This window comes from Mycolicibacillus trivialis (genome assembly GCF_002102395.1).
GTDB classification, from domain to species: domain Bacteria; phylum Actinomycetota; class Actinomycetes; order Mycobacteriales; family Mycobacteriaceae; genus Mycobacterium; species Mycobacterium triviale.
In genome coordinates this window covers 69,682-92,748 of record NZ_LQPZ01000016.1, presented here as the reverse complement: position 1 = coordinate 92,748, position 23,067 = coordinate 69,682, and the positions used below count along the sequence as shown (strand labels likewise).

The window sequence follows — 23,067 nt, the reverse complement described above, 5'->3', positions numbered from 1 at the left end:
AGGCCGGTCAGCGCCAGACCGTGGGCTGCGGCCAGGGCGCGGCGCCCGCCACGGGTGCGGCGGCCGGCCGCGGCGCCGGGGCCAGGTACTGCCAGGCCGTGATCGCCAGCACCACCAGCACACACACCAGCGCGACGATCAGGCCCGGGCCGTAGCTGACCGGCACGCCCATCGAGTCGGGGCCGAACCGCTGTAGGTCGTCAGGGCTCATCTCGCGCGCCAACTCCCCGGTGATCACGGTTTTCGGGGTTGGCCGCAGCGCCACCGTCCCGGCCAGCACGACGGTGATCGTCATCAATGCCGCCGTCGCCCCCCCACAGGCCGCGGTCGACGCCGCGGACCAGTTGGGTGGCCGCCACCGCCACCGCCGCAGCCAGCGCCAGCGGGATCAGCCCGAACACCGGCACCGCCGAAGCCACCCAGCTGTAGAAGTCGAGTGTCACGACCACGGTGCCGCCGAGCCCCTCCTCGCCGGGGCCGAGCAGGTAGTCCTCGCCGACGTCGACCACCCACACCGGAAACAGGGTGGCGAGCAGGCCGACCAGTGCGACCGAGCCGACCAGCGCCCCCGGCAGCCAAATCGGCAACCGGCGGACGGGCGGACCGAAGCCGGGGTAAGGGTAGGGACCGGTCATCGCCGGCTCACCACCGCGGCGGGAGCGGCGAACCCGGCGGGAGCGGCGAACCCGGCGGCAGCGGCGCGCCCGGCGGGCCCGGTAGCGGAAGCGCGCCCGGCGGCGCAGGCGAGGCAGGCGGGCCCGGCAGCGGCGGCGCGCCCGGCAGCGGCGGCACCGGCGCAGCCAGCGCACCCGGCTCGGCCGGTGCCCGCTTGAACGCCAGCGCCAGCGCCGCGCCCCACCCGAGCAGGGCGCACACCAGCACCATGATCAGCCCGGCGCCCGGCCCGACCGAGCCGACCGTCTCGACCAGGGCGTCGATGTTCTTGGCGCCGGTCTCCTGCTGGAACTCGGTCAGCAGTTGGCCGGTCAACTCCACCGTCGGCAGCGGGCTGCTGATCGTCAACGCCAGGGCCAGCAGGGCGCCGGTGCCGGCGAAGACGGCGGCCAACGGCGCGGTCCGGGGCTCGCGGCCGGCGATCACCGGCACCGCACACAGCGCCGCCAGCACCAGCAGCAGCGGGATCGCCTGGGCGACGACCGGCGGCGTCAGCACCGGCACCGCGTCGTAGAAGCCGATGCCGACACGGATATCCCCGGTCGGCGCGTCGTTGCCGGGCACCTGCGCCCCCGACGGCGTGACCGTGATGGTGTACAGCGAGAACAGCGAACCGAGGAGCGCCAGCAGACCGGCCGCCGCCACGACGATCGCCGAGATCCGGGCCAACCCGAACGTTGCCCCGCCGAACCGCGGGCCGACGGGCGGACCGAAACCCGGCGGCGGCCACGGCGCCCCGACCGGCGGTTGCGGCCCGGGCCAGCCGGGCGTATGGGCACCGGGGTGGCCGAAGGCCGGCGGGGCCGCCTGATACATCCCGGGCGGCGGGCCGGGCGGTGTGGCTGCACCGAACTGCTGAGTGGGGTCGGCCCCGTGCTGCTGTTGGGGATTGTCGTCCACGCCGGAACCCTTCTCGCGTCGATGAACTGCGACCGCGTCGCGCCGGCGTCGCCGGCGGCGTCGTGGAGGGTCCCCGGCGCCGGGAAAACCATAACCGAGAAACCGCTGGCCGGACCGCACGAATTCACCGTCCAGCTCCGGCCGCCTCGCGGCGCGGCGGCCGGCGACTCTACAGTCGGGGCGTGACCGCCAACCCCTTCAACCCCGACGTGTGGCAGCCGGTAGCCGGCTTCACCGACCTGACCGACATCACCTACCACCGCCACGTCGTCGACGGCACTCCCACGCCGACGGTCCGGGTGGCCTTCGACCGCCCGGAGGTCCGCAACGCGTTCCGGCCGCACACCGTCGACGAACTCTTCCGGGTGCTCGACCACGCCCGGATGTCGCCGGATGTCGGCGTGGTGCTGCTGACCGGCAACGGCCCCTCGCCCAAGGACGGCGGCTGGGCGTTCTGCTCCGGCGGGGATCAGCGGATCCGCGGGCGCACCGGCTACCAGTACGCCAGCGGGGAGACCGCTGACACCGTCGACGTCGCGCGGGCCGGACGGCTGCACATCCTGGAGGTGCAGCGACTGATCCGGTTCATGCCCAAGCCGGTGATCTGCCTGGTCAACGGGTGGGCCGCCGGCGGCGGTCACAGCCTGCACGTGGTGTGCGACCTGACCCTGGCCAGCCGCGAGCACGCGAGGTTCAAGCAGACCGACGCCGACGTGGGCAGCTTCGACGGCGGCTACGGCAGCGCCTACCTGGCCCGCCAGGTAGGCCAGAAGTTCGCCCGGGAGATCTTCTTTCTCGGCCGCTCCTACACTGCCGAGCAGATGCACGCGATGGGCGCGGTCAACGAGGTCGTCGACCACGCCGACCTGGAAAAGGTCGCTCTGGAGTGGGCCGCGGAGATCAATGCCAAATCCCCGCAGGCGCAACGGATGCTGAAGTTCGCGTTCAACCTGCTCGACGACGGCCTGGTGGGCCAGCAGCTCTTCGCCGGAGAGGCCACCCGGCTGGCCTACATGACTGACGAAGCCGTCGAAGGTCGCGACGCCTTCCTGCAGAAACGCGACCCGGACTGGAGTCCCTTCCCCCGCTACTTCTGAGCCGGGTTCCCACCATCGCGGGCCTGCGGCTGCACCGGCGGCGGCGGACCGGGCCGGCGCTGATACTGGTTGCCGGGTTGCGGCGCGGTGTGCGGCGGTGGATTGGTCTGGATGATCGCGTTGAGTTCGGCCGCGACGGCCGCCTTGATCGCGGTCTGCTCGCCCTCGAGACGATCGGCTTCGGCCTTCAGGGTGTCGAGCTCGGCGTTGAGTTGACCCTGCTCGGCGCGCAACGCCTCGCCCTCGGAGTTGATCCGGTCGGCCACCGCGGGCGGGGCGACGTGGCCGGGGTAGGAGTCGACCTCGTTGTTGTGCTCGCGCACCCGCCGGGACAGGTCGTCGGTGCGGCCCTTGAGGTCGTCGATCTTCATGCTGAGCTCGGTGAGGGCGGTGTTGTATTTGACGATGCGGGAATTCAGCTGCGGTGAATAGCGCGGATCGGTCTTGATCGGCTCGGGGTCGCCGTAGGCCGACGGCGCCGCCGCCAGCGCGACCACGGCGACCAGCGCGGCCAGCAGCCAGCGCCGGACCCGTCCGGCGGTCATGTGCCGGCCACGTTCTCGGCCAACCGGTCGAGGAGATCGGTGGCCGCGGGGGCGCCGTTGCCGACCTGGCAGACGGCGGTCTGCACCACCCAGGATCCGGTGCGCCGGGCCTCCCGGAAGCACGCCCAGTCGTCGGCGTCGACCTGGGTGGCGGTCCAGCGGGTGGTGTCGGGGTCGGGGGTCTCGACGGTGAAAGTCCACTCGGCGGTGGAGTCGTCGAGCGCGTCGGTGGCGGTCGCGCGCGTGCAGGCCCGCAACCCGGCGGTGAGCGCGCTGAACACCCCGGACGCGGCGGCGTCGTCGGGGTATTTGCCGGCCGTCTGGGTCACCGAGTGATCCCACCGATCCGCGGCTTCCTGCATGGTGACCAGGTGGTACTGGCTCCATCCCGGCGTGTAGACGGCGGTGGTAGACGGGCCGGCGGCGACCGCGCAGTCGGCCGGGTCGACCGTCACCGGCCCGGGCGGCACCCGGTCGGCGGTGGTGTTGGCCAGTTGCGCGCCGACGACGCCTTCGACGTCGGCGACGCCGACCACCAGCGGCGGGGTCTCGGTGACCGCCCGCCCGTCGACGACCTGGGTGCACCCGGCCCCCAGCACTGCCCATACCGCGATCACGCTGGCTGCCCGCAGGCGGCCCCGGCTCCTCACCATCTGGCCGATGGTATCGGCGCCGGCGCTGTTCGCCCCGGTGAACGGCGGTCCGGGCTAGAGTCGCGGCGTGCCCCGGATCATTGGCGACTCGGTCGAAGAACACCGCGAGCGCATCCAACAGCGCATCTTCGACGCGTTCGCCACGCTGATGGCCGAGCAGAGTTTCGACGCGATCACCATGGCCAAACTGGCCGCCGGGGCCGGACTGGGCCGCACCGCGATCTACCACCACTTCCCCAGCAAGGAAGCGGTGGTGGTGGCGTTCGCGTCGCAGGAGACCAGCCGCTACATCGCCGGGCTGCGGGCCCGGCTCGCCGAGGTCGACAGCCCGGTGGACCGGTTGCGGGTCTACATCCGGCACCAGGTCGACGCGGGCGAGAAATTTCACATGGGCCTGGGCCGTCAGCTCTACGGCGCCCTGTCGGCCGAGACGATGGGCGCCATCCGCGAGCACGTCGCCGCCATCGAGGCGGTGTTGCGGGAGATCCTCGACGCCGGCATCGCTGAGCAGCAGTTCGTGGTCGACGACATGACCGCCACCCTGTCGCTGATCCACGCCTGCCTCGGGCCGCGCGACCTGCCCGCCGACGCGATCGAACGGTTCGTGCTGCGGGCGCTCGGCGCCACGCCGTAACACCCCCTCTTCCCCCGTCGACAACTTGTCAGTATCGTGTTGACAAGTTGTCATTGAGTCGATCGCACAATCGTTGGGAGTCCATCCGATGCTGACCCTCGAGGCAGTCCGCCCGCTCTCCGTCGCGCTGCGGGAGGGCACGACCGCCGAGCACGAGGCGGCCGAGCATTCGTCGTTCATGTCCGAACTGCTGGCCGGTCGGATCAACGCCGACGGTTACACCGACTACCTGCTGCGGCTTCGGATGATCTACACCGCGCTGGAGGACGCCGTGCGCGCCCACCGCGCCGACCCGCTGCTGGCCGCCGTCTACGACCCCGAGTTGGAGCGGCTGGCCACCCTGGAGGCCGACCTGGCGCACTGGGCCGCGGCGTGCGGCCGGGAGACCACCGAGGTGCCCGACTCCCCCGCCGCCCGCGCCTACCGCGACCGGCTCACCGATGCCGACTGGCCAGGGGCCCTGGTCGCCCACCACTACACCCGCTACCTCGGCGACCTGTCCGGCGGGCAGGCCATCGGGGCGCTGCTGAACCGCGCGTTCGACCTCGACGGCGCCGGGCTGAGTTTCTACCGTTTCCCGATGCGCCCCAAGCCGTACAAGGACGGCTACCGCGCCCGCCTCGACGCCCTGCCCCTCGACGCCGACGCGATCGACACCATGGTCGAGGAGGTCAAGGTGGCCTTCCACCTAAACCGCGCGCTCTTCGACGAACTGGCCGCCAACCTGACGTCCTACCGACGCTGACCGGCCGCGGGGCGCCCGCCGCGGCGCCCCCTAGACTTCGGGTGTGACGAAGAACCCGCTGCGCCGCCTGACCGAACAGTTCACCCTGGCCGCGATGCGGCCTCCGCTCGCGCCGCAGTTGCGGCTCTACAGCCCGGCTGCGCACGCGGTCGAGCTGTCCGGCAAACGGGTGCTGCTCACCGGCGCGTCCTCGGGCATCGGGGAGGCCGCCGCCGAGCGCTTCGCCCGTCACGGCGCCACCGTGATCGCGGTGGCCCGCCGCGAGGACCTGCTCAACGAGGTGGTCGCCCGGATCACCGCGGCCGGCGGCAACGCGACCGCGCTGCCGACCGACCTGTCCGACATGGACGCCATCGACAAGCTCGTCGCCGAGGTGACCGACCGGTTCGGCGGGGTGGACATCCTGGTCAACAACGCCGGCCGGTCCATCCGGCGCCCGCTCGAGGAGTCCCTGGAGCGCTGGCACGACGTAGAGCGCACGATCTCGCTCAACTACTACGCGCCGCTGCGGCTGGTGCGCGGCCTGGCGCCCGGCATGATCGAACGCGGCGACGGCCACATCATCAACGTCGCCACCTGGGGCGTGATGACCGAGGCCTCCCCGCTGTTCGGGGTGTACAACGCCTCCAAGGCGGCGCTGGCGGCGGTCAGCCGGGTGATGGAGACCGAGTGGGGTGGGCGCGGGGTGCACTCCACCGCGCTGTACTACCCGCTGGTGGCGACGCCGATGATCGCGCCGACCAAAGCCTTCGCCGACCGCCCCGCGCTCAGCGCCGGCGAGGCCGCCGACTGGATGGTGACCGCCGCCCGCACCCGCCCGGTGCGCATCGCGCCGCGCCTGGCGGTCGGGGTGCGCGCACTCGACGTCGTCGGCCCCGGCTGGGTCAACACCTTGCTCAAAGGACAACCGGAGAGCCGCCGCCACGGCAACTGACGAGAGGACGCCGATGGAGATCCTGTCCAGCCGGGTGCTGTTCCGCCCGGTCGACTACCGCCGGTCGGTGGAGTTCTACCGCGATCGCCTCGGCCTGGCCATCGCCCGCGAGTACGGCGCGGGCACGGTCTTGTTCGCCGGCCAATCCCTGATCGAACTGGCCGGTCACGGCACCGCCCACACCGGGACCCCGCCGTTTCCCGGGGCGCTGTGGCTGCAGGTGCGCGACGTGCGCGCCACCCAGGCCGAACTGGAGTCGCGCGGGGTGCCGATCGCCCGGGAGGCGCGGCGCGAACCGTGGGGGCTGCATGAGATGCACGTCACCGATCCCGACGGGATCACCCTGATCTTCGTCGAAGTGCCCGGCGACCACCCACTTCGGCGCGATCCGAGGTTAACTGCGGGGTAACATCTGGCAACGAATCGCGACACTCGCGGTTTTTTCCCCCGATGCATTCGACAACACCGCCCCCGACCTTGAGAATGAGCCCGTGAGCCTCGAGCTGTTCCTGTTGATCATCGTCGTGATCACAGCTCTCGCCTTCGATTTCACCAACGGCTTCCACGACACCGGCAACGCGATGGCGACCTCGATCGCCAGCGGCGCCCTCTCGCCCAAGGCGGCGGTGTCGATGTCGGCGGTGCTCAACCTGATCGGGGCGTTCCTGTCCACCGCGGTCGCCGCCACCATCGCCAAGGGCCTGGTCGACGCGCACCTGGTCACCCTGGAGTTGCTGTTCGCCGGCCTGGTCGGCGGCATCGTGTGGAACCTGCTCACCTGGCTGCTGGGCATCCCGTCGAGTTCCTCGCACGCACTCATCGGCGGCATCGTCGGTGCCATGATCGCCGCCGTGGGCGGCCACGGCGTGCTGTGGACCGGCGTCGTCTCGCTGGTGCTGGTGCCGGCCGTCCTCGCCGCCGGGCTGGCCATCCTGGTCGCCGCGGTCGGTACGGCGCTGGTGCACCGCATCATCCGGGGCCTCGACGAGAAACGCACCGAACGCGGCTTCCGCCGCGGCCAGATCGGTTCGGCGGCGCTGGTGTCCCTGGCGCACGGCACCAACGACGCCCAGAAGACGATGGGCGTGATCTTCCTGGCTCTGATGTCCTACGGCGCAGTGTCGACGTCGGCGACCGTGCCGCCGCTGTGGGTGATCGTGGCCTGCGCGTTGGCCATGGCGGCCGGCACCTACATGGGCGGCTGGCGGATCATCCGCACCCTGGGCAAGGGGCTCGTCGAGATCAAGCCGCCGCAGGGCATGGCCGCCGAGTCGGCCGCCGCGGCGGTGATCCTGCTCTCCAGCCACTTCGGCTACTCGCTGTCGACCACCCAGGTCGCCACCGGTTCGGTGCTGGGCAGCGGGGTGGGCAAGCCCGGCGCCCAGGTGCGCTGGGGGGTGGCCCGCCGGATGGTGACCGCCTGGCTGGTCACCCTGCCGCTGGCCGGGGTCGTCGGCGCCCTGACCTACCTGCTGGTCAACGCGATCGGCGGCTACCTCGGCGTGGTGCTGGGCTTCGCGCTGCTGGCGTCGGCGTCGCTGGTGATCTGGTTGCGGTCGCGGCGGGGGCGCATCGACCCGACCAACGTCAACGACGACTGGCAGGGCAGCCTCACCGGCGGGATCGGCGCCGACAAGACGACGACGCCGGACTACGCCGAACTGGCGCCGGTGCCGGTTCCCGACTCGGCCGCCGACCTCACCGCACCGCGGGAGGTCGCCGCGCGGTGAGCGCCTGGATCAACCTGTCGGCGACGCTCAAAATCTTGGTCTTCGGTCTGCTGGTCGGCGGCGCCCTGCCCGCGCTGTTCGCGGTCGGAGTCCGGATGGGCGCGCCCGCCACCCCCGACGTCGACGGCACCGTCCCCCGTCGCAACCCGATGCTGGTCGCGCTGAGTTGGCTGATCTTCGCGATCGTGGTGGCCGCCGTGGTGATCGGGGTGCTCTACATCGCCCGCGACTTCCTGGCCCACCGCTTCGGCTGGCATGTGCTGGGGGCGCAGGCTGTCGGGCTCGACACGTAACATCGGAGACGTCGTGTACCAGGGTGACCGCGTGCCGTGGAGCGGGAGTTGAAGCTGTGAACCGATTCCTCGACGCCATCGTCGCGTGGCTGCGCGCCGGGTACCCCGACGGGGTGCCGCAGAACGACTACATCCCACTGCTGGCGCTGTTGTCGCGCCGGCTGACCAGCGACGAGGTCAAAGAGGTCGCGCGGGAACTGATGCGCCGCGGCGACTTCGACCACGTCGACATCGGGGTGACGATCACCCAATTCACCGACGAACTGCCCTCCCCCGAGGACGTGGCGCGGGTCCGGGATCGACTGGCCGCCAAAGGCTGGCCGCTCGACGACCGTGGCGACACCGCACCGGATTACCCGCGGGAGAACCCGGGAGCGGACCGATAGCCGTCCTGCGCCCGGTGCCGGTCGGATCCGGCCGGGCGGCGTTGGACCTGCTGCCGGCGCTGACCGCGGTCCTCGAGGGCCGTGCCTCGGCGCTGTTGCCGCTGGCTCCGACCGAACCGCCCGACCCGGCGTTGCGGGCCGGGGAACCGATCGACGACGACATCGCGCTGGTGGTGCCCACCTCGGGGACCACCGGAACCCCCAAGGGTGCACTGCTGAGCGCGGCCGCGCTCTCCGCCAGTGCCACCGCCACCCACGCCCGCCTCGGCGGGCCGGGCCGCTGGCTGCTGGCGTTACCGGCCCACCACATCGCCGGACTGCAGGTGCTGGTGCGCAGTGTGCTGGCCGGCACGACCCCGATCGCTCTGGACGTCGCGGCCGGCTTCGATGTGGACGCGCTGGTCGCCGCGATCGCCGAGATGGGCTCGAGCCGCCGGTATATCGCACTGGTGGCCGCGCAACTGGCCAAGGCCCTGGCCGATCCGGCGGCCACCGCGGCACTGGCCGGCCTCGACGCGGTGCTCGTCGGCGGCGGCCCGCTGCCCGCCCCGGTGCGGGCGGCCGCCGAGACGGCGGGCGTGCCGGTGGTGCGCAGCTACGGCATGAGCGAGACCGCAGGCGGTTGCGTCTACGACGGTGTCCCGCTCGACGGGGTACGGCTGCGACTGGGCGCCGACGGGCGCATCGCGATCGGCGGGCCCACCCTGGCGCGGGGTTACCGCAACCCGCCGAGCCCGGACCCGTTCGCCGAGGCAGGCTGGTTTCGCACCGACGACGTTGGCGCCCTGGATGGTTCGGGCCTGCTGCAGGTGCTGGGCCGCGCCGACGAGGCGATCAGCACCGGCGGGCTCACCGTGCTGCCGCAACCGGTCGAAGCCGTGCTGGCCGGCCATCCGGGTGTCGCCGACGCCGCGGTGTTCGGGCTGCCCGACGACCGACTGGGCCAGCGGGTGGTCGCGGCGGTGGTGCCGGCCGCCGGGCGGCCGGAACCGACGCTGGCGATGTTGCGCGAACACGTCGCCGCCGCCCTGGATCCGACCGCCGCGCCGCGCGAGGTGCATCTGCTCGACGAGTTGCCCCGTCGCGGGATCGGCAAGGTGGACCGGGCGGCGCTGGTCCGGCGGTTCGGGGGCTGAGCGGCCTCAGGGCAGTTCGAACGGCAACTCGACCCCGTCGTGGGCCAGGCAGTGCGTGCAGGTGCGTTCGTCGCTCACCGCGTCGAGTGCGTTGCGCACCAACGCTTTCAACGGCCCGATGTTCTTGGCGAACTCGGCGAACACGTCGACGGTGCGCACCCCGCTGCCCACTTCAATCCCGGCATCCAAATCTGTCACCAAAGCGACTGCGGCATAGCATATCTCCAGCTCGCGGGCCAGCACAGCCTCCGGGTAACCGGTCATGTTGATCAGCCCGAAGCCGGCGTCAGCGAACCAGCGGCTCTCCGCACGGGTGGAGAACCGCGGCCCCTGGATCACCACCATCGTCGCACCGTCGACCACCCCGTCCTGATCGGTGACCGCCGACCGCAACGTCGGGCAGTAGGGATCAGCGAATTCGACGTGCACACCGCCGGATTCGAAGTAGGTGTCAGCTCTCCCGCGGGTTCGGTCCACCAGCTGGTCGGGGACCACCACGGTGCCCGGCCCCCACTTCGGGGTGAGGCTGCCGACCGCGCACGGCGCCAGGATGCGCCGCACCCCGACGCTGCGCAGCGCCCACATGTTGGCCCGGTACGGCACGGTGTGCGCGGAGTACTCGTGGGCCGCGCCGTGGCGAGGAAGGAACGCCACCTCACGCTCGCCGACGGTGCCGAGGGTGATCGGTGCGCTGGGTGCGCCGTACGGGGTGTCGACGGCGACCGTGCGCGCGTCGGTGTCGAAGAACGAGTAGAAGCCGCTGCCGCCGATCACTCCGAGCATGCCGTCCATTGTGCGCATGGCAGGTTTCAGCGGCGCGCCGGCCACCACATCCGCTCACCCAGCAGGCTCATCGCCGCGGGCAGCAGGTAGGTGCGCACCACCGTGATGTCGAGCAGCAGCCCGATCCCGATGGTGGAGCCGATCTGCACCAGGTTGAGCACGGTGCCGCTGGTCAGCGCGAACATGGTCAGGGCGAACACCGCGCCGGCGGTGGTGATGATCTGTCCGGTGCTGCCGAACCCGCGGATGATGCCGCTGAGAACGCCGCTGTGCGACTCCTCGCGGATGCGGGCGGCGAACAGCATGCTGTAGTCCGCGCCAACGGCCACCAGCGCCATGAACGCCACCGGCAGCACCGACCAGTCGACGTCGATGCCGATGATGTGCTGCCAGATCAAGGTGGTGACACCGGCAGCCGAGCCGAACGACAACACCACCGCACCGATCATCAACAGCGGCGCCACCAGGCTGCGCAGCATCACGATGAGCACCAGGGTCACCGCGATCACCGCGACCACCCCGAACAGCGCGAAGTCACGCCAGGTCTGGTCGAGGTGGCTCTGCGAGAGCGACGCCAGCCCGGTCGACTCGATCTCGGCGTGTTCCAGCACGGTGTCGGTGACGGCCTGGCGGGCAGCAGCGACCACCGCCGGAACCGCGGCCAGCGCGTCGTGGCCGTACGGGTTGACCGCCCAGACCGCCATCATGCGTGCGGTCCGCCCGTCCCGCGAGATCAACAACCGTTCCCCGGCGGCAAACCGTGGATCGTTCTCCGCTTCCTCGGGGAGGTAGAAGCCGCGCCCGGCGCCGTCGCGGGTGTGCTCGGAGAGCCCACGTAGGTAGCCGGTGGCCCGGTCGAGGCCGGCGTTGAGTTCGGCGGTCAGCGCCACCATGGTGTCGGTGCCCGCCTTGACCTGTTCGAGTCCGTCGTGCAGTCGGGTCATCCCGCCGGTGAGCTCGGCGACCCCGGCGGTCAGCGAATCGAGTTGGGCTCGGGCCTGTTCCGGGGAGCGTCCGTCGAGGCGATCGAGCAGCTCACGCATGCCGGTGAGGGTGGCGCGCAGGTCCGGCAGGGCGGCCACCGCAGGGGCGACGGTCTCGTCGGGGGCGAGCGGGGCGAGCAGTTGCGCTCCGGTGATCGCCGCGAGCGCCTTTCCGCCGGTCGCGTCGTTGAGGTCGGCGAAGGCGCGCCGGGCGCGCAGGCAATCCGCGTCGGTGGCGCAGCCCGCCGGGGCCTCGGCGGCGGCGAGCGGATCGAACACCGCGTGCAACGCGGTGGCCGCGTCGACGGCCGCGGCCCGGTCGGCGGTGATGTCGCCGACGGTCGACTCCAGCGCCGCGGTCGCGCTGCTCAGCGTGGCGACCGTCGCGGCGACGTCGAACGAGCCGTCAGACAGGGTGCCGATGAGCCGGTCGGCGGAGTCGAGGGTGGCCAGCAGGGTTCGGGCCAGGCCGGTGATGTCCTGGACCCCGTCGGTGAGGGCAGGCAGCCGGTCGGCGGCTCCGGCGGCGCCATCGCGCAGCTCGGTGACCCCGGCGGCCAGCCGGCGCAGCGCCGGGAGCTGATCGTCGATGCGGTGCCCGGCCTCGGCGAGCCCGTCGGCGACCTGGCCGGTTTGGTAGCCGATCGCGGTCTCGGCCAGGGGGCGGCCGTCGGGCCGGGTCAGCGAGCGTACGTAGGCGATCTGCGGCAGGTTGCCGACCGCGCGGGCGATGAGGTCGAGGGCGGCCAGGTCGGCGGTGTTGCGCATGTCGTGGTCGGCGCGGATCACCAGGAACTCCGGGGCCACCTCGTTGACGCCCCAATGCTGATAGACCGCCTGGTAGCCCCGTTTGCTGTCGGTGGCGTGCAGTTGCATCGCGTTCTCGTCGATGTTGGGCCGGAACGTCAGCAGCACCGCGCTGGTGGCGATGAGGAAGGCCAGTGTGGCGGCCGCCAGCGCCGGGGCATGCCGCACGATGTTGGCGCCGCGGTGCCGCCAGGCCCGCTCGTTCAGCGGGCGGGGTTCAGCCCAGCCGCGGCGGCCCCACAGCGCCATCAGCGCGGGGGTGAGGGTGAGGCTGACCGCGGTGGTGATCGCGAGTGCCAGCGCGATCGGGGGACCGGCGGTGCGGAACATCCCGATCTTGGTGAACGTCATCGCCAACCCGGCGCCGGCGATCGTCAGCGCGGAGGCGAGCACGATGCCCGCGGTGCGCGCCCCGGAGCGGGCGACCGCGTCCTCGACGGCCGCGCCGCCGCGTCGCCCCTCGTGGTAGCTGGCCAGCAGGAAGATGCCGTAGTCGGTGCCGGCGCCCAGCACCATCGCGGTGGTCAGCGCGATGGTGAAGTTGGAGACCGGGAGCAGATCGTGGGCGCCGAGCAGGGAGATGATCGGTCGGGCCACGCCCAGCGAGACGCCGACGGTCAGCAGCGGGATGAGCGCGGTCAGCAACGAGCGGTAGACCACCAGCAACAACAGGGTGATCAGCGCGACCGAGACCGCGGTGATGATCAGCAGTGAGGTGTCGATCGCCGAGAACAGGTCCGACAGGGTCGGCGACGGGCCGGTGAAATTGACCTGTAGGCCGTCGGGCCGGGGCAGGTCGGCGATGAGGGCGCGGACCTCCTCAGTGGAGCGATGCGCCCGCGTCGATCCGACGTCGCCGGTGGTGGCCAGCATCAGCTGGATCGCTTCGCCGTCGGGGCTGCGGCCCAGGTCCTCCAACCCGGGGGTGCCGAACATGTCGAGTACGTAGGCGATGTTGTCGTGGTCGTCGTTCAGGCGCTGCACCAGCCGGTGGTAGTAGTCGCTGTCGGCGGGCCCGAGTTCACGGTCCGCGGACAGGACGATCGCGCCGACCGCGGTGGAATCCGGGACCCCGAAGTCGCGGGACATCGCCCGCAACGTGTCGGTGGTGGCGCTTTCCGGGGTGAACGGCGCGGAGTGTTCTTCCACCGTGCGTTCCAGCTGCGGGATCGCCAGGTTCAGCGTGCCCGCGGCGACCAGCCAGAGCAGCATCACCCAGGGCGCGTGGCGTGCGCAGCGGCGGGCCAGGCGGCCGGCGGACTCCAGGTGGTGGGTGCCGCTCATCGGGTTCCCCTCGGACAGGTGTGTCGTTCTGGACAAATTATGCTCTGCAACATAGCATAATTTCACGGCAATGCTCGAGCGGCGAAGGGACCGACGTGGGGACGCGCACCGGGACGCGGACGAAGATGCTGGCTAGTGCCATCGCCCTGCTGCGCGAGCGCGGCGCCGCCGCCGTCACCGTCGACGCGGTCCTCACCCACAGCCGCTGCCCGCGCGGGTCGGTGTATCACCACTTCCCCGGCGGGCGCGCCGAGCTGATGGCCGCGGCGCTGGGTATGGCCGGCGATGGGCTCAGCGGGGTCGTCGAGCAACTCGCCGCCGGTGACCCGCGCACCGCGCTGCACCGGTTCGGCGACCTGTGGGCGTCGGCGCTGCGCGACTCCGATTTCCAGGCCGGCTGCCCGATCGTCTCGGCCGCGGTCGGCGGATCCCCCGACGACGAACCACTGCGCAGCGCGACGGCCGCGATCTTCGACCGTTGGCACGATGCGCTGTGCTCGACGCTCGTCGACGCCGGGGCCGACGCCGACCGGGCCGCCCGGCTGGCCACCATGACCGTCGCCGCCGTCGAAGGGGCGGTGGTGCTGTGCCGCAGTCAGCGCTCCACCGCACCCCTCGACGACGTCGTCGCCGAACTCGACGTGCTGCTAGCCACCGCGGTGCCCGCCGGGCCCTGACCCGCGGTCATGACAGGATCGTGCGGTGGCCAGTCTCGCGCAGTGGATCGCCGGTGCCCGGCCCCGCACCCTGCCCAACGCCGTCGCGCCCGTCATCGCCGGCAGCGGGGCGGCAGCCTGGGCGGGCGGCGCCGACCTCCTGCGCGCCGGGCTGGCGCTGCTGGTGGCCGTCGCCCTGATCGTCGGGGTCAACTACGCCAACGACTATTCCGACGGCATCCGCGGCACCGACGACGACCGCACCGGACCGGTGCGCCTCGTCGGCGCGAAGCTGGCCACGCCGCAGGCCGTTCGCGCGGTCGCGGTCGGCGCGCTGCTACTCGGCGGGGCCGCCGGGTTGACGCTGGCATTGCTGAGCGCGCCGTGGCTGATCGCAGTCGGTGCGGTGTGCATCGCCGGCGCGTGGCTCTACACCGGCGGTAGCCGACCCTACGGTTATGCCGGGCTCGGCGAGGTCGCGGTGTTCGTGTTCTTCGGGCTGGTCGCGGTGCTGGGCACCCAGTACACCCAGGCGCTGCGCATCGACTGGGTGGGGGTGGCGGCAGCGGTGGCGGCCGGGGCGCTGTCGTCGGCGGTGCTGGTCGCCAACAATCTGCGCGACATCCCCACCGATGCGGCCTCCGGCAAGATCACCCTCGCGGTGCGCCTCGGCGACAGCCGCACCCGAACACTGTTCCTGAGCCTGCTTGCGGTGGCCGCCCTCGCCACGCTCGCGATGACCGCGGCGACTCCCTGGTGTGCTCTGGGGTTCCTCGCCACACCGCTGGCGGTGCGGGCCGCGGCCCCGGTGCGCGGCGGGCGGCACGGCGCAGAGCTGATCCCCGTGTTGCGCGACACCGGCCTGACGCTGCTGGTGTGGGCGGTCGCCGTCGCCGGTGCGCTGGCTCTGGCGAGGTGAGCGCGGCGCCTAGTCCGCGGGCTTCTCGTCGGGTTCTTCGCCGCGCAGCCGGGCGTGCAGCTGCTCGCGGTCGCGGCGGCGTCGCTCCCCCGCCGCGGCCAGATCCGCGGTGGCGCGGCGACGCTGCGGTGCGAACAGCCAGATCCCCAGCGGCAGCCCGACGATGAAGGCGAACCCCAGCGCCACCACCAGCGGCAGATCGTCGATGCCGAGCAGGCGCGCTACCCCGAAGATCACCGCGGTGAGCACCGCGACCAGTCCCAGCCGCAGCAGGGAGTACAGGAAGATGTCGAAAACCGCTCGCAGACCGGATTGCTGACGTTCACTCACAGCTGCAGCCTACGTCGCAGGTATATTCGAGCCCAGGAGGTGTTCCGTGATCTACCTGCTCCTCATGCTGGCGTTGGGGACGCTGGTTTACCTTGGCTGGCGGGCGACCCAGGTCCAGCATCGGCCGAAGACCCGGGTGATCGGGCCGGACGACGATCCGGAGTTCCTCGCCCGGCTCAGCCGCGACGACAACAAACCGCGCTGAGCGCCCCGGGCCGCTCAAGCCCGCTGATCAGACGAAGTGTTCGTTGGACCGGTCGATGTCGGGGAACCCGCCGGCGACGACGGCTGCCAGCTCGAGCAGCGCCTCGCGGGTCTCGCGCTTGAGGCGGGCCAGGTCGATCTCCGCGCCCTCCTCCAGGTGCGGGTCGAACGGCACCAGCCGCACCGCCCGGCACCGCCGCGAGAAGTGGTCGACCACCTTGTGCATGTCGACCTTCCCGGACCGCGGGCGTACCGCGTTGATCACCGCGATCGAGTTGCGCACCAGGTCCTGGTGGCCGTGCGCGTCCAGCCAGTCCAGCGTCGCCGAGGCGCTGCGCGCGCCGTCCACCGAGCCGGAGCTGACGATGATCAGCGCGTCGGCCTTGTCCAGCACGCCGTCCATCGCCGAGTGCATCAGCCCGGTCCCGCAGTCGGTGAGCACCAGGCTGTAGAAGCGTTCCAGCACCTCCAGGGTGCGCCGGTAGTCGTCGGCGGAGAACGCCTCGGAGACCGCCGGGTCGCTTTCGGAGGCCAGCACCTCCAGCCGGCTGGGCCCCTGGTTGGTGTAGCTGCGCACATCGCTGTAGCGGGCGATGCCGTCGGCGTCACGCAGCAGGTGCCGCACGGTGGCCGGGGTCTCCATCGGCACCTTCTGGCTCAGCGTCCCGCGGTCGGGGTTGGCGTCGACGGCCACCACCCGGTCCCCGCGGATCGAGGCGAACGTCGCCCCCAGCGTGGCGGTCATCGTGGTCTTGCCGACCCCGCCCTTCAGCGACAGCAGCGCGATGCGGTAGCAGCCCTGCAACGGCTTGTTGGCCTGCACCATCAGGTTGTTGTTGCGGATGGTGCGCGGGCTCTCCCCGACATTGATCAGATGCCCCGACAGGGTGTAGAGCAGCTTGCGCCACCCACCCGACGGCGGCGGCTTGACCTGCCGCAACAGCGTGGTGGTCGACAGGTCGGAGTAGCCGGCCGGGGTCTCCTGGTGCGGCGGCTGCGCCGGCGGCATCAACGGCTGCGGCGCCAACGTGTGCTGCTGGGTGACCGGCGACGGCGGATCGGTCGGCCCCTGGAAGCTGGGTGCGGCGGCCGGGCCGTGGTAGACCGGCGGGGCCTGCTCCATCGGCCGCGGGATCCCCATCGCCGGGGTGGGCCAGGGCCGGGTCCCGCCGGGTTCGGCGAACCGCTGTTCGGTGCGGAAGCCACCGAAGCTGTGCTCGTCGGTGTCGTCACGCAGCGGCTTGCCCAGGATGCGGGTGTGCTCCTCCTCGCCCTGCCGGTGCCGTTGCGGCTGACCTGCCGGATCGTGGAACGTGTCGTCGCCGGACGAATGCTCGGACAAGTGAGGCTCCCCCTGGATCTACCCGAAATAGGCTGACACCGCACGATAACGCAGCCTGCGGGATGCTGCAGGTTCAGCCCACCCCGGCGTAGGAGTGCAGGCCGACGGTGACCAGGTTGATGAAGAACAGGTTGAACACCATCGCGACGAAGCCGACGACGTTGATCCAGGCGGCGCGCCGGTCCCGCCAGCCGGCTGTGGACCGGGCGTGCAGGTAGGCGGCGTAGACCACCCACGCGATGAACGACACCGTCTCCTTGGGGTCCCAGCCCCAGTAGCGGCCCCAGGCCTCCTCGGCCCAGATGGCGCCGAAGATGACCCCGAAGCCGAACACCGGGAACCCGAAGATCGTGGTCCGGTAGGCGATGCGGTCGAGGGTCTGGGCGTCGGGCAACCGTTGGACCAGCCGGGCCAGTGCGCCGGGGGTCTGCGGGTCGCCGAGTCGGGAGGTGCGCGCCAGGAACAGGATGCTGGCCACCCCGGCGACGACGAACACCCCCGACCCCAGGCTGACCACCGAGACGTGGATCGGCAGCCAGTAGGACTGCAGCGCCGGCATCACCGGGGCGGCGTTGCTGTAGAGCCAGTGCCCGGAGATCGCCAGCAGGATCAGCACCGGCACCAGCACGAACACCCACAGCGAGCGGAACCGTGGCCGGCGCAACACCACCGCGGCGGCCACCAGCCCGCAGAAGCAGGTCAGGTTGATGAACTCGTACATGTTGCCCCAGGGCACCCGGTGGGTGGCGAGGCCACGCAACACGATGCACGCGGCCAGCAGGGCCATGCCCAGGTAGGCCAGCGCCAGCCCGGCGCCGCCGACGCGTTCGTCCAGCGGCCGGGTCGGTGCCGCGGTCACCACGCCGGGGGTCGCGCTGTCGGCGCTGACCGAGCCGGCGGCGACCAGTTCACGTTCGGCGACGCGGCGGCTGCCGGTGTAGGCCAGTTCGACGGCCAGCAGCAGCAGCGCCAGCACCAGCACGATCAGCGAGGAGGTGAACGCCCAGTCGGAGTAGCGGGCGAGCCCGACGTCGATGTGGGTGGTGTTCATCAGCGCGACTCCTTCGTTCCGGCGCCGGCCGTCGCCGCGGTGTCCTGCTCGGGGGCGAACCCGGCGAGCAGCCGACCGGTGAGGCGTTCGAATTCATCGCCCCAGCCGGCGTTGTCGGTGCGTGCCAGCCCGCCCAGCTCGACGTTCACCGTACCCGGACCGGCCGGTGTGACCCGAATCCAGATCCGGCGTCTGCGCACGATCAACGAGCAGACCAACCCGGCCATCATCGCCATCGCGAACACCAGCACCCACACCTGGCCGGGGTCGTGGGAGACCTGCAGGTTGACGAACGGGACGGCGCCGTCGAAGCGCACCACGGTGCCGTCGTCCAGGTCCAACGCTTTCCCGGGACGCAGGTTGGCGCGGCCCACCTTGCTCAGCCGGCCCTGCTCCATCAGCCGGTGGTCGAGGGTGAACAGCGACTGCGGGCGACCGCTGTCCAGGCCGGTGTCGCCGCGGAACACGTCGATGGCCACCGCCGGGTTCTCCATGGCCGGGAACGACGACGACAGCAGCGTGCCGTCGAGTTCCTCGGTCGGGGCGAACAGGCCCTGGATGGCGATCTGGTTCTTGCGACGCACGTCGGGGTCGCGGTAGGTGCCCGCGGGCGGGTCGAACCGCAGCGCGCCCGACGACAGCAGCGTCTTCTGGTCGTCGGGCCGGAACTGGATGGTCTGGGTGCGCTGTTGGCCGTCCGGGAAGATGACGGTGAAGGTCGGGGCGTAGCCGTGGCCCTGCAGGTAGATGCGGTTGCCGCCGATGCGCAGCGGGTGGTTGACCCGCAGGTGGTAGGGCTGCCAGATGTCCTGGGCGACCTTGTCACCGGCCTGATAGTCGATGTCGGCGCTGTAGGAGGTGGCCTGCCCGGTCGGCAGATAGTCGGCGCGGAAGTCGTTGACCCGGAAGCACATCGGGTCCAGGTCGGTGCCGTCGACGGTGAGCCCGGCGTGGAAGGAGTCGAAGGCGGCCGGCGACGCCGAGCAGAATCCGGGGCCGCCGTCGGCGACGACGATGACGCTGCCCTCGTAGCCGAAGAGTTTGCCGACCGCGACCGCGGCCAGCAGGCCCAGCAGCGCGAAGTGGAAGGCGAGGTTGCCGAACTCGCGCAGATAGCCCTTCTCGGCGGAGACCTCCACCGCGGTGTCGGTGGTGCGGGTGGTGCGCCGCCAGCCCCGCAGTCGCCCGCCCATGGCGGCCGCGACGTCGGCCGGCTCGCCGGTCACCGCGGCGGTGGCGTGTTTGGGCAGCCGGGCCAGTTTGCGGGGCGCGGCCACCGGCACCGCGCGCAGGCTGCGCAGATGCTCGAGGGTGCGCGGGGTCAAACACCCGATCAGCGAGATGAACAGCAGCACATAGACCGCGGTGAACCAGAAGCTGCTGAAGACGTCGAACATCTGCAGCCGGTCCAGCCACGGCCCCAACCGTGGATGGTCGAGCAGGTACTCGTCGACCTTGCTGGCGTTGAGGCTGCGCTGCGGCACCAGGGCGCCGGGGATGGCGCCCAGCGCCAGCAGGAACAGCAGCACCAGGGCGGTGCCCATCGAGGTCAGGGTGCGCCAGGTGTTGCGGGCTCGTTGGCCGGCGCGGGGGAGCAGTCGCGGCATCAGATCGGCAGCCTGACGTTGGAGACCAGAGCGTCGCGCACCCAGGAGACGAACTCGTTCCACACGCCGGTGACCAGTGCGGCACCGACGGCGATGAGCAGCAGCCCACCGATGACCTGGATGGTGCGGGTGTGCCGACGCAGCCAGCCCAGCCCGGCCATCGCGCGCGCCGAGCCCAGGGCGAGCAGCACGAACGGGATGCCGAGGCCCAGGCAGTAGGCGATCACCAGCGCCACCCCGCGGGCCACCGATGCGCCGTCGGTGGCCGATGCCACGGTCACCACCCCGGCCAGCGTCGGCCCCAGGCAGGGGGTCCAGCCCAGCGCGAACACCGCACCCAGCAGGGGCGCGCCGGCCAGCGTGGAGACCTGCCGGGGGCTGAACCGGACCTGGTGTTGCAGGGCGGGGATGTAGCCGATGAACACCAAACCCATCACGATCGTGAGCACGCCGCCGATGCGCTGCAGCAGCAACTGGTTGCTCACCAGCGTGGTGGTCAAGCCGAGCACCGCGACGGTGCCCGCCACGAACACGACGGTGAACCCGGCGACGAACAGTGCGGCAGACCCGGCGACCCGCCAGCGGTGGCGCGGTGGAGCGCTCACCGTGCCGGGGGCGTCGTCGTCGGCGCCGACCGCCGCGGCCAGATACGACAGGTAGCCGGGTACCAGCGGCACCACGCACGGTGAGGCGAAGGACACCAGCCCGGCCAGCACCGAGACCGCCAGCGCCAGCAGGACGGGTCCGCTGGCGGCGGTCTCGGTGAAATCGATCGTCGCGGTCGGGATCGTCGCGATCATGCCGGCCCCGGGGTCGCGGACTCGGCGGGTTCGGCGGCCAGCCGCTCGACCACCGGCTGCAGGTCCTCGGCGAGCAGTTCGCGCAGGAACACCGCCGCGACCCGGTGTTGGCGGTCGAGCACCAGCGTCGAGGGCACCACCGCGGTCGGGTACTTGCCGCCGAAGGCGATCAGGGTGCGCAGGGCCGGGTCGTAGATCGACGGGAAGGTCACCTGCCGGTCGGTGATGAAGTCCTGCGCGGCAGCCCGGTTGTAGTCGCGGACGTCGATGCCCAGGAACGTCACCCCGGAAGCGCGGGTGGCGTCGTAGACCCGCTGCAGCTCACCGATCTCGGTGCGGCACGGCCCGCACCACTGGCCCCAGACGTTGACCACGACGACCTGGCCGGCGAAGTCGCTGAGCGACAGGGTGGCATCGGGGTCCATCAGGTCGGGTCCGGAGAACGGTCCGGGCTTGCCGCGGTCTTCCGGCGGGTCGTAGAAGATGTCGGTCTTGCCGCCCGGGGAGACGAACTCGAAGGTGCCGTTCTGGGCGACGGCGTCGTCACCGGTGGCGCAGCCGGCGCAGACGACCAGGAGGGCGAGCACCGCCCACCCGACCAGCCGCCGCGCCACGCTCACTGGCCCGCCGGCTCGCTGTAGACCACGTCGACGAGCCGATCACCGTCGTAGACCAGGCTGGTCACCGACGCCACCGCGCATTCCCGGCTGCGCGGGTCGTGCCAGAGTCGGCTGCCGGTCAGGTGCATGCGGGCGGTCCAGACCGGGAGCTGGTGGGAGACGCAGACCGCCTCGTGGCCGGCGGCGCGGGCGCGGGCCTTGTCCACCGCGGCGCTCATCCGGGCGGCGATCTTCTTGTACGGCTCCCCCCAGGACGGGGTGAACGGGTTGCGCAACCGCCACCACACCCGCGGGTCGCGCCACGCCCCGTCGCCGGGCGAGACGCGGCGGCCCTCGAAGAAGTTGGCCGATTCGATCAGGTCGGGGTCGGTGTCGACCGGCAGATCGTGCGCGGCGGCGATCGGTGCGGCGGTCTCCTGGGCGCGTTGCAGCGGGGAGGCGATCACCGCGACGATGTCGCGGTCGGCCAACGCCGCGGCCACCGCGGCGGCCTGGGCGCGCCCCTTGTCGGAGAGCCGGAAGCCGGGCAGCCGCCCGTAGAGGATGCCGTCGGGGTTGTAGACCTCGCCGTGGCGGATCAGGTGGATGCGGGTCTGCTCGGCCATCAGGGTTGCTCCACCCGGGCGGCGGCGGCCGCGGCGGCGGGCAGCGCCTCGGCGATCTGGTCGAACGCGGCGTCGTCGAGGGCAGCGGAGACGAACCACGCCTCGAAGGCGCTGCACGGCGGGTAAACACCGGCCTGCAGCAGCGCGTGGAAGAACGGCGCGTACCGGAAGGTCTGGCTGGCGCGGGCCGCGGCGAAGTCGGTGACCGGTTCCTCGGTGAAGAACACGCTGAGCATGTTGCCCGCGCGTGGGATCTGATGGGCCACACCGGCGGTGGTGAACGCGTCGGAAAGCAGCCCGGCGAGGCGGTCGGCGTTGGCGTCGAGGGCGGTGTAGACGTCGGCGTCGGCGGCGCGCAGGGTGGCCAGCCCGGCGGCGACGGCCACCGGGTTCCCGGACAGGGTGCCGGCCTGATACACCGGGCCCAGCGGGGCGAGGCGCTCCATCACCTCGGCGCTGCCGCCGAACGCGGCGGCGGGCAGCCCGCCGCTCATCACCTTGCCGAAGGTGAACAGGTCGGCCTCGACCGGGTCCAGGCCGTACCAGCCGGCCCGGCTGACCCGGAATCCGGTCATCACCTCATCGAGGATGAGCAGCGCGCCGTGCTCGGCGGTGAGGCGACGCAGCCCGGCGTTGAAACCGGGCGCGGGCGGGACGACGCCCATGTTGCCCGGGCTGGCCTCGGTGATCACCGCGGCGATCTCGTCGCCGTAGCGAGCGAAGGCGTCGGCGACCGCGTCGAGGTCGTTGTAGGGCAGCACCAGGGTGTCGGCGGCGCTGGCCCCGGTCACCCCCGGCGAGGCGGGCAGGCCCAGGGTGGCCACCCCGGAGCCGGCGTCGGCCAGCAGGGCGTCGACGTGGCCGTGGTAGCAGCCGGCGAATTTGATGATCTTGGCGCGGCCGGTGGCGCCGCGGGCCAGCCGGATCGCGGTCATGGTCGCCTCGGTGCCGGAGTTGACCAGGCGCAGCTTCTGCACCGGCGCGACGCGGTCGATGATTTCGGCGGCCAGGTGGGTCTCGGCCTCGGTCGGGGCGCCGAAGGACAGTCCCCCGGCTGCGGCGGCGCTGACCGCCTCGACGACCGCGGGGTGGGCGTGGCCGAGGATCATCGGCCCCCAGGAGCAGACCAGGTCGATGTAGCGGTTGCCGTCGGCGTCGGTGAGCCGGCAGCCGTCGGCCGAGGCGATGAAACGCGGGGTGCCGCCGACGGCGGCGAAGGCTCGCACCGGGGAGTTCACTCCGCCGGGGGTGACCGCGCAGGCGCGGGCGAACAGCTCCGCCGACGCGGTCGTGACCTGCTCAGTGGGCATGGCCACCAGTGTCCCAGCCCGTGAAACCGACTCGACTA

The 23,067-nt window shown here is 71.8% G+C and carries 27 protein-coding genes; 12 read left to right on the top strand and 15 right to left on the bottom strand.

Features of this window, described 5'->3' with window-relative positions; all coding sequences use genetic code 11:
- Window positions 1–7: 7 nt before the first annotated feature.
- The 3 genes from AWC30_RS06575 to AWC30_RS17760 are packed head-to-tail and all read right to left on the bottom strand — an operon-like array spanning window position 8 to window position 1,575.
- On the bottom strand, window positions 8–211 hold the full coding sequence (locus AWC30_RS06575; RefSeq protein WP_133053665.1) for a hypothetical protein: 204 nt from the start codon (window positions 209–211) through the stop codon (window positions 8–10).
- Window positions 201–635 carry a hypothetical protein gene (locus tag AWC30_RS06570; protein ID WP_109561952.1) on the bottom strand — a complete coding sequence of 145 codons (435 nt, stop codon included), beginning with the start codon at window positions 633–635 and terminating at the stop codon, window positions 201–203. Before AWC30_RS06570 ends, AWC30_RS06575 begins: the two co-directional genes overlap by 11 nt.
- Before the next feature lie 7 nt (window positions 636–642).
- Window positions 643–1,575, bottom strand: coding sequence for a hypothetical protein (locus tag AWC30_RS17760; RefSeq protein WP_165756451.1), 933 nt, complete (start codon window positions 1,573–1,575; stop codon window positions 643–645).
- Window positions 1,576–1,757: 182 nt separating this feature from the next.
- On the opposite strand from AWC30_RS17760, the gene AWC30_RS06560 reads away from it, so the two are divergent.
- Entirely contained in the window at window positions 1,758–2,672 is a 915-nt protein-coding gene (locus tag AWC30_RS06560) for a 1,4-dihydroxy-2-naphthoyl-CoA synthase (protein ID WP_085109391.1), read from the top strand.
- On the opposite strand, the gene AWC30_RS06555 is transcribed toward AWC30_RS06560, so the two are convergent.
- Together AWC30_RS06555 and AWC30_RS06550 are read right to left on the bottom strand one after the other, a co-directional pair.
- Window positions 2,663–3,217, bottom strand: coding sequence for a coiled-coil domain-containing protein (locus AWC30_RS06555; protein ID WP_085109390.1), 555 nt, complete (start codon window positions 3,215–3,217; stop codon window positions 2,663–2,665). The genes AWC30_RS06560 and AWC30_RS06555 overlap by 10 nt on opposite strands.
- The gene (locus AWC30_RS06550) at window positions 3,214–3,870 is read right to left on the bottom strand and encodes a sensor domain-containing protein (protein ID WP_085109389.1); all 657 of its coding nucleotides are present in this window, start codon (window positions 3,868–3,870) and stop codon (window positions 3,214–3,216) included. The genes AWC30_RS06555 and AWC30_RS06550 overlap by 4 nt, the downstream gene beginning before the upstream one ends.
- Window positions 3,871–3,937: 67 nt before the next feature.
- On the opposite strand from AWC30_RS06550, the gene AWC30_RS06545 reads away from it, so the two are divergent.
- From AWC30_RS06545 to menE, 8 genes are all read left to right on the top strand, one after another.
- Window positions 3,938–4,504 carry a TetR/AcrR family transcriptional regulator gene (locus AWC30_RS06545; protein ID WP_085109388.1) on the top strand — a complete coding sequence of 189 codons (567 nt, stop codon included), beginning with the start codon at window positions 3,938–3,940 and terminating at the stop codon, window positions 4,502–4,504.
- Window positions 4,505–4,592: 88 nt separating this feature from the next.
- The gene (locus AWC30_RS06540) at window positions 4,593–5,249 is read left to right on the top strand and encodes a biliverdin-producing heme oxygenase (protein WP_085109387.1); all 657 of its coding nucleotides are present in this window, start codon (window positions 4,593–4,595) and stop codon (window positions 5,247–5,249) included.
- 43 nt (window positions 5,250–5,292) lie between these two features.
- Window positions 5,293–6,183, top strand: a complete 891-nt coding sequence (locus tag AWC30_RS06535) for an SDR family oxidoreductase (RefSeq protein WP_085109386.1) — start codon at window positions 5,293–5,295, stop codon at window positions 6,181–6,183.
- A 13-nt stretch (window positions 6,184–6,196) separates the two neighbouring features.
- Window positions 6,197–6,592 carry a VOC family protein gene (locus tag AWC30_RS06530; RefSeq protein WP_085109385.1) on the top strand — a complete coding sequence of 132 codons (396 nt, stop codon included), beginning with the start codon at window positions 6,197–6,199 and terminating at the stop codon, window positions 6,590–6,592.
- A gap of 82 nt (window positions 6,593–6,674) precedes the next feature.
- Window positions 6,675–7,913 carry an inorganic phosphate transporter gene (locus tag AWC30_RS06525; RefSeq protein ID WP_085109384.1) on the top strand — a complete coding sequence of 413 codons (1,239 nt, stop codon included), beginning with the start codon at window positions 6,675–6,677 and terminating at the stop codon, window positions 7,911–7,913.
- Window positions 7,910–8,206, top strand: coding sequence for a hypothetical protein (locus tag AWC30_RS06520; protein WP_085109383.1), 297 nt, complete (start codon window positions 7,910–7,912; stop codon window positions 8,204–8,206). The genes AWC30_RS06525 and AWC30_RS06520 overlap by 4 nt, the downstream gene beginning before the upstream one ends.
- A 56-nt stretch (window positions 8,207–8,262) precedes the next feature.
- Window positions 8,263–8,592 (top strand): DUF3349 domain-containing protein, encoded by a 330-nt coding sequence (locus AWC30_RS06515; protein ID WP_085109490.1) that lies wholly within the window; start codon window positions 8,263–8,265, stop codon window positions 8,590–8,592.
- A 14-nt stretch (window positions 8,593–8,606) separates the two neighbouring features.
- Complete coding sequence (gene menE / locus AWC30_RS06510; protein WP_272937746.1) at window positions 8,607–9,728, top strand: o-succinylbenzoate--CoA ligase; 1,122 nt, start codon at window positions 8,607–8,609, stop codon at window positions 9,726–9,728.
- A 6-nt stretch (window positions 9,729–9,734) separates the two neighbouring features.
- Here the strand turns inward: menE and AWC30_RS06505 are convergent, their stop codons facing one another.
- Together AWC30_RS06505 and AWC30_RS06500 are read right to left on the bottom strand one after the other, a co-directional pair.
- On the bottom strand, window positions 9,735–10,511 hold the full coding sequence (locus tag AWC30_RS06505; RefSeq protein ID WP_109561961.1) for an S-methyl-5'-thioadenosine phosphorylase: 777 nt from the start codon (window positions 10,509–10,511) through the stop codon (window positions 9,735–9,737).
- 26 nt (window positions 10,512–10,537) lie between these two features.
- Entirely contained in the window at window positions 10,538–13,585 is a 3,048-nt protein-coding gene (locus tag AWC30_RS06500) for an MMPL family transporter (protein WP_085109382.1), read from the bottom strand.
- 125 nt (window positions 13,586–13,710) lie between these two features.
- On the opposite strand from AWC30_RS06500, the gene AWC30_RS06495 reads away from it, so the two are divergent.
- Both AWC30_RS06495 and AWC30_RS06490 read left to right on the top strand, forming a co-directional pair.
- A complete protein-coding gene (locus AWC30_RS06495) occupies window positions 13,711–14,262 on the top strand; it encodes a TetR/AcrR family transcriptional regulator (RefSeq protein WP_165756450.1) in 552 nt (183 codons plus the stop codon).
- 25 nt (window positions 14,263–14,287) lie between these two features.
- Window positions 14,288–15,160 (top strand): 1,4-dihydroxy-2-naphthoate polyprenyltransferase, encoded by an 873-nt coding sequence (locus tag AWC30_RS06490; protein WP_085109380.1) that lies wholly within the window; start codon window positions 14,288–14,290, stop codon window positions 15,158–15,160.
- 9 nt (window positions 15,161–15,169) lie between these two features.
- On the opposite strand, the gene AWC30_RS06485 is transcribed toward AWC30_RS06490, so the two are convergent.
- Window positions 15,170–15,490, bottom strand: a complete 321-nt coding sequence (locus AWC30_RS06485; RefSeq protein ID WP_085109379.1) for a DUF4229 domain-containing protein — start codon at window positions 15,488–15,490, stop codon at window positions 15,170–15,172.
- Between the two features lie 46 nt (window positions 15,491–15,536).
- Between AWC30_RS06485 and AWC30_RS17355 the strand changes: the two genes are divergently transcribed.
- Entirely contained in the window at window positions 15,537–15,695 is a 159-nt protein-coding gene (locus AWC30_RS17355; RefSeq protein WP_109561951.1) for a hypothetical protein, read from the top strand.
- 27 nt (window positions 15,696–15,722) lie between these two features.
- Here AWC30_RS17355 and AWC30_RS06480 read toward each other — a convergent pair whose 3' ends face one another.
- The 7 genes from AWC30_RS06480 to hemL all read right to left on the bottom strand — a co-directional run bounded on the left by AWC30_RS06480 (window position 15,723) and on the right by hemL (window position 23,029).
- Complete coding sequence (locus AWC30_RS06480; protein ID WP_372507103.1) at window positions 15,723–16,946, bottom strand: MinD/ParA family ATP-binding protein; 1,224 nt, start codon at window positions 16,944–16,946, stop codon at window positions 15,723–15,725.
- 163 nt (window positions 16,947–17,109) lie between these two features.
- Window positions 17,110–18,087: a c-type cytochrome biogenesis protein CcsB gene (gene ccsB, locus AWC30_RS06475; RefSeq protein WP_085109377.1), complete on the bottom strand. Its 978-nt coding sequence runs from the start codon at window positions 18,085–18,087 to the stop codon at window positions 17,110–17,112.
- A complete protein-coding gene (gene resB, locus AWC30_RS06470; protein ID WP_085109376.1) occupies window positions 18,087–19,694 on the bottom strand; it encodes a cytochrome c biogenesis protein ResB in 1,608 nt (535 codons plus the stop codon). Before resB ends, ccsB begins: the two co-directional genes overlap by 1 nt.
- Window positions 19,694–20,494, bottom strand: a complete 801-nt coding sequence (locus tag AWC30_RS06465; protein WP_085109375.1) for a cytochrome c biogenesis CcdA family protein — start codon at window positions 20,492–20,494, stop codon at window positions 19,694–19,696. The genes resB and AWC30_RS06465 overlap by 1 nt, the downstream gene beginning before the upstream one ends.
- Window positions 20,491–21,108 (bottom strand): TlpA disulfide reductase family protein, encoded by a 618-nt coding sequence (locus tag AWC30_RS06460; protein WP_085109374.1) that lies wholly within the window; start codon window positions 21,106–21,108, stop codon window positions 20,491–20,493. The genes AWC30_RS06465 and AWC30_RS06460 overlap by 4 nt, the downstream gene beginning before the upstream one ends.
- 2 nt (window positions 21,109–21,110) lie before the next feature.
- Window positions 21,111–21,719 (bottom strand): histidine phosphatase family protein, encoded by a 609-nt coding sequence (locus AWC30_RS06455; protein WP_085109373.1) that lies wholly within the window; start codon window positions 21,717–21,719, stop codon window positions 21,111–21,113.
- Window positions 21,719–23,029: a glutamate-1-semialdehyde 2,1-aminomutase gene (gene hemL, locus AWC30_RS06450; protein ID WP_085109487.1), complete on the bottom strand. Its 1,311-nt coding sequence runs from the start codon at window positions 23,027–23,029 to the stop codon at window positions 21,719–21,721. Before hemL ends, AWC30_RS06455 begins: the two co-directional genes overlap by 1 nt.
- Between the last annotated feature and the right edge of the window lie 38 nt (window positions 23,030–23,067).

Excerpts from the sequence above, each read along its gene's own strand:
- AWC30_RS06575 (WP_133053665.1), bottom strand. The coding sequence starts at position 211 with ATGAGCCCTGACGACCTACAGCGGTTCGGCCCCGACTCGATGGGCGTG.
- AWC30_RS06570 (WP_109561952.1), bottom strand. The coding sequence starts at position 635 with ATGACCGGTCCCTACCCTTACCCCGGCTTCGGTCCGCCCGTCCGCCGG.
- AWC30_RS06555 (WP_085109390.1), bottom strand. The coding sequence starts at position 3,217 with ATGACCGCCGGACGGGTCCGGCGCTGGCTGCTGGCCGCGCTGGTCGCC.
- AWC30_RS06550 (WP_085109389.1), bottom strand. The coding sequence starts at position 3,870 with ATGGTGAGGAGCCGGGGCCGCCTGCGGGCAGCCAGCGTGATCGCGGTA.
- AWC30_RS06540 (WP_085109387.1), top strand. The coding sequence starts at position 4,593 with ATGCTGACCCTCGAGGCAGTCCGCCCGCTCTCCGTCGCGCTGCGGGAG.
- AWC30_RS06530 (WP_085109385.1), top strand. The coding sequence starts at position 6,197 with ATGGAGATCCTGTCCAGCCGGGTGCTGTTCCGCCCGGTCGACTACCGC.
- AWC30_RS06505 (WP_109561961.1), bottom strand. The coding sequence starts at position 10,511 with ATGCTCGGAGTGATCGGCGGCAGCGGCTTCTACTCGTTCTTCGACACC.
- AWC30_RS06500 (WP_085109382.1), bottom strand. The coding sequence starts at position 13,585 with ATGAGCGGCACCCACCACCTGGAGTCCGCCGGCCGCCTGGCCCGCCGC.
- AWC30_RS06495 (WP_165756450.1), top strand. The coding sequence starts at position 13,711 with ATGCTGGCTAGTGCCATCGCCCTGCTGCGCGAGCGCGGCGCCGCCGCC.
- ccsB (WP_085109377.1), bottom strand. The coding sequence starts at position 18,087 with ATGAACACCACCCACATCGACGTCGGGCTCGCCCGCTACTCCGACTGG.
- resB (WP_085109376.1), bottom strand. The coding sequence starts at position 19,694 with ATGCCGCGACTGCTCCCCCGCGCCGGCCAACGAGCCCGCAACACCTGG.
- AWC30_RS06465 (WP_085109375.1), bottom strand. The coding sequence starts at position 20,494 with ATGATCGCGACGATCCCGACCGCGACGATCGATTTCACCGAGACCGCC.
- AWC30_RS06455 (WP_085109373.1), bottom strand. The coding sequence starts at position 21,719 with ATGGCCGAGCAGACCCGCATCCACCTGATCCGCCACGGCGAGGTCTAC.
- hemL (WP_085109487.1), bottom strand. The coding sequence starts at position 23,029 with ATGCCCACTGAGCAGGTCACGACCGCGTCGGCGGAGCTGTTCGCCCGC.